Genomic DNA, 4,611 nt, shown 5'->3' with positions numbered 1-4,611 from the left:
GCAGAATCGGCCCACCGATGGCACGAAATTACCGGTCCACGGATTCAGGCTTAGCCGCGGTCAGCGTCGTGGCGCTGTTCGCCCTGCAGCTGCTGCAGCAACACCTCCCACTGCACCTGCACGATCCGGCGATGACGGCGGCGCTGGCCTTCAACACCGCGATCAGCTTCGTCACCAACACCAACTGGCAGGCCTATTCCGGCGAATCCACGCAGGGGTATGTGGTGCAGATGGCCGGTTTGGCGGTGCAGAACTTCGTCTCCGCAGCGGTCGGCATGGCGGTCGGGATCGCCGTGGTGCGCGGATTCGCCCGCCGCAACAGCACTGAGCTGGGCAACTTCTGGGTCGATCTGGTCCGCGGCGTGCTGCGCATCCTGCTGCCGATCGCCATCGTCGGTGCCGTCCTGCTGATCGCCGGCGGCGCGATCCAAAACTTCCACCTCGACGATCAGGTGGTCACCACACTGGCCGGCGCGGGGCAGACCATCACCGGCGGTCCCGTTGCCAGCCAAGAGGTGATCAAGCTGCTCGGCACCAACGGCGGCGGCTTCTACAACGCCAACTCCGCCCACCCCTTCGAGAACCCGACCGCATGGACGAACTGGCTGGAGATCTTCCTGTTGCTCGTCATCGGAGTCTCGCTGCCCCGCACGTTCGGCCGCATGGTCGGTGACACCCGACAGGGTTATGCGATCGTCGCCGTCATGGGTGTCCTGGCCGCCCTCAGCCTCACCCTGATCATGGTGTTCCAGGTCCGGCATCACGGCACCGTGCCCACCGCAGCGGGCGCCGCGATGGAAGGCATCGAAACGCGGTTCGGGGTCGCCGACTCCGCAGTGTTCGCCGACGCGACCACCCTGACCTCGACCGGTGCCGTCGACTCGATGCACGACTCCTACACCAGCCTGGGCGGCCTGATCACCATGTTCGACATGCAGCTCGGCGAAGTCGCCCCCGGCGGTGTCGGCTCGGGTCTCTACGGGCTGCTCGTGCTGGCAATCATCACTGTGTTCGTCGCCGGACTGATGGTCGGCCGCACCCCGGAGTACCTCGGCAAGAAGATCACCCCGCGTGAAATCAAGCTCGCGGCCGGTTATTTCCTCATCACCCCGCTCATCGTGCTGGCGGGCACCGCGATCGCGATGGGGCTGCCCGGCGAACGCGCCCGGATGCTCAATACCGGCCCGCACGGCCTATCGGAGGTGCTCTACGCGTTCACCTCGGCGGCCAACAACAACGGCTCCGCGTTCATGGGCCTGGGTGCCGACACCGTGTGGTACAACACCGCCCTGGGCCTGGCGATGGTCTTCGGCAGATTCCTGCCGATCATCGTGGTGCTCGCACTGGCCGGCGCCCTGGCCCGACAAGGTACGACGCCGCAATCCGTCGGGACCCTGCCCACCCACAAGCCCCAGTTCGTCGGTCTGGTCGCAGGGGTGACGCTCATCCTGGTCAGCCTCACCTTCCTGCCCGCTCTGGCACTGGGGCCGCTGGCAGAAGGGATCCACTGAGATGGCTGTGCTGGCGGGCGGTTCGCCGGCCCACCCGATTCCGGGCGGCCTGCTCGACTCCGCGATGCTGCGCACGTCGCTGCCCGGGGCGCTGCGCAAGCTCGACCCCCGCACCCTGTGGCGCAACCCGGTGATGTTCGTCGTCGAAATCGGCGCCGCGTGGTCCACCATTCTGACGATCGGCAAGCCGAGCTGGTTCGGCACGCTGGTGGTGTTCTGGCTCTGGTTGACGGTGATCTTCGCCAACCTCGCCGAGGCCGTCGCCGAAGGGCGCGGCAAAGCGCAGGCCGACGCCCTGCGGAAGTCCAAGGCCGACACCATCGCCCGGCGTCTTCGCGACTGGACGCCCGGGACCCCGGGTATCGAGGAACAGGTCCCCGCCCCGATGCTGCAGCAAGGCGACATCGTGGTGGTCGAGGCCGGTCAGGTCATTCCCGGCGACGGCGATGTCGTGGAAGGCATTGCCTCCGTCGATGAATCGGCGATCACCGGCGAATCAGCGCCGGTGATAAGGGAATCCGGCGGCGACCGCTGCGCGGTGACCGGCGGGACGATCGTGCTCTCGGATCACATCGTCGTCAAAATCACCCAAAAGCCGGGCCAGAGCTTCGTCGACAAGATGATCGCCCTGGTCGAGGGGGCCAACCGGCAGAAAACCCCCAACGAGATCGCGCTCAACATTCTGCTGGCGGCGTTGACCCTGATCTTCGTGTTCGCCGTGGCGACGCTGCAGCCGCTGGCGATCTACTCCAAGGCCGACAACCCCGGCGTGCCCGACACCGCGGCGCTCGACGGAAACGGCGTCACCGGAATCGTCCTGGTGGCTCTGTTGGTCTGCCTGATCCCCACCACCATCGGGGCGCTGCTGTCGGCGATCGGTATCGCCGGCATGGACCGGCTGGTCCAGCGCAACGTGCTGGCGATGTCGGGCCGCGCGGTCGAGGCGGCCGGCGACGTCAACACCTTGCTGCTGGACAAGACCGGAACAATCACGCTGGGCAATCGGGAAGCAGCGCAATTTATTCCGGTCAACGGGGTCACGCCGGGCGAGCTGGCCGACGCCGCCCAGCTGTCCAGCCTCGCCGACGAAACCCCGGAGGGCCGCTCCGTCGTCGTCTACGCCAAAGCGGCCTACGGTCTGCGCGCTCGCACACCGGGAGAACTGGCCAACGCGCACTGGGTCGAATTCACCGCGCTGAACAGGATGTCCGGCGTCGACATCGACGGCCGGCAGCTGCGCAAAGGCGCGGCCCACTCGGTAACGGAGTGGGTCCGCGGCCACGGCGGCACCGTTTCGCGCCAACTCGGGTCGATAGTCGACGGCATCTCCGCCGCGGGCGGGACCCCGTTGGTGGTGGGCGAGGTGACCGACGACACCGACGGTGAAACCGGCGCCGGCAAAGCCCGGGTGCTCGGCGTGATCTACCTCAAGGACGTGGTCAAGCAGGGCATGGCGGCCCGGTTCGAGGCGATGCGCCGAATGGGGATCCGGACGGTGATGATCACCGGCGACAATCCGTTGACGGCCAAAGCGATCGCCGACGAGGCCGGGGTCGACGACTTCCTGGCCGAGGCCACCCCCGAGGACAAGCTGGCGCTGATCAAGCGCGAACAGCAGGGCGGCCGGCTGGTCGCGATGACCGGGGACGGCACCAACGACGCACCCGCGCTCGCCCAGGCCGATGTCGGGGTGGCGATGAACACCGGCACCAGCGCCGCCAAAGAGGCCGGCAACATGGTGGACCTGGACTCCGATCCCACCAAGCTCATCGAGATCGTCGAGATCGGCAAGCAGTTGCTGATCACCCGGGGGGCGCTGACCACGTTCTCGATCGCCAACGACATCGCCAAGTATTTCGCGATCATCCCGGCCTTGTTCGTGTCGCTGTTCCCCGGGCTGGGCCTGCTCAATGTCATGCGGCTGCACAGTCCGCAGTCGGCGATCGCCTCGGCGGTGATCTTCAACGCGCTGATCATCGTGGCGCTGATCCCGCTGGCGTTGCGCGGTGTCCGCTACACGCCCAGCCACGCGTCGAAACTGCTGACCCGCAACCTGGGCATCTACGGGCTGGGCGGGATCGTGGCCCCGTTCATCGGAATCAAGCTCATCGACGTGGTGGTTGCCCTACTTCCCGGGATCGGCTGAGATGTCCTTCGCCAACCTCGTTCGCCAGCACTGGGCCGCCCTGCGCGCACTGACGGTCCTCACCGTCGTCCTCGGTGTCGCCTACCCGCTGTTCATCTGGCTGCTCGCACAGCTGCCGGGGCTGCGCGAAAAGGCCGAGGGTTCGATCATCCGGGTCGACGGCAAACCGGTCGGCAGTGCACTGATCGGACAGCTGTTCACCGACGCCGCCGGCCGCCCGCTGCCGCAGTACTTCCAGTCCCGGCCGTCGGCGGCCGGCGGCGGATACGACCCGCTGGCGACCGGCGGCAGCAACCTCGGACCGGAAAGCATCGTGGATACCCCGACCCGGCCGAGCCTGCTCACCCTGGTGTGCTCGCGCAGCAAGGCGATCGGCGCGCTCGAGGGAGTCGACGGGTCGCGGCCGTTTTGCACCCCGGGCGGCGTCGGGGCCGTGCTGTCGGTGATCGGCCCGCGCGACGCACACGGTACCGTAGTGCACCCGACCCGCGTGATCAGCGTCAACGAGCCGTGCCCGAGGGTTCGCAGGCCATTTCTGGATACCTACGAGGGCGTGCGCGTCCAGTGCGCACAGCCCGGCCGGGACTACGCGATCGGCCAGATCGTGCCGGTGCGCGGCACCGCCCCCGCCGACCCGGCGGTACCGGCCGACGCCGTCAGCGCCAGCGGCAGCGGCCTGGACCCGGATATCTCGACCGCCTACGCCGACATCCAGGTAAACCGGGTCGCCCGGGCCCGCCGGGTCACCCCCGACCAGATCCGCGCCGTCGTCGCGCGGCACACGAGCCGACGGGCACTCCGGATCCTCGGTCAACCCCGGGTCAACGTGCTGACGCTCAACTCCGAACTGGACCGCACGTATCCGGTCACGCGCTGATACGCGGGTGGATGATGGTCAGATGAGACATCCTCTGTCAACGTCACGCGGCAGGTCGTGTGTTGTGCCGGTTGCGG

The 4,611-nt window shown here is 67.8% G+C and carries 3 protein-coding genes; all 3 read left to right on the top strand.

From position 1 onward, the window contains the following. The coding region (gene kdpA / locus F6Q13_RS16720; protein ID WP_293058919.1) for a potassium-transporting ATPase subunit KdpA at positions 1 to 1,511 on the top strand (1,511 nt) is incomplete at its 5' end. Between the two features lies 1 nt (position 1,512). Further along, entirely contained in the window at positions 1,513 to 3,657 is a 2,145-nt protein-coding gene (kdpB, locus tag F6Q13_RS16715; RefSeq protein WP_293058916.1) for a potassium-transporting ATPase subunit KdpB, read from the top strand. Between the two features lies 1 nt (position 3,658). Beyond that, on the top strand, positions 3,659 to 4,534 hold the full coding sequence (locus F6Q13_RS16710; protein ID WP_293058913.1) for a potassium-transporting ATPase subunit C: 876 nt from the start codon (positions 3,659 to 3,661) through the stop codon (positions 4,532 to 4,534). Positions 4,535 to 4,611: the final 77 nt, after the last annotated feature.

Origin of the sequence: Mycobacterium sp., from assembly GCF_008709575.1 — a bacterium.
GTDB lineage: Bacteria > Actinomycetota > Actinomycetes > Mycobacteriales > Mycobacteriaceae > Mycobacterium.
Note: the sequence above shows the minus strand (reverse complement) of the source record. Positions and strands in the feature narration are given on the sequence as shown.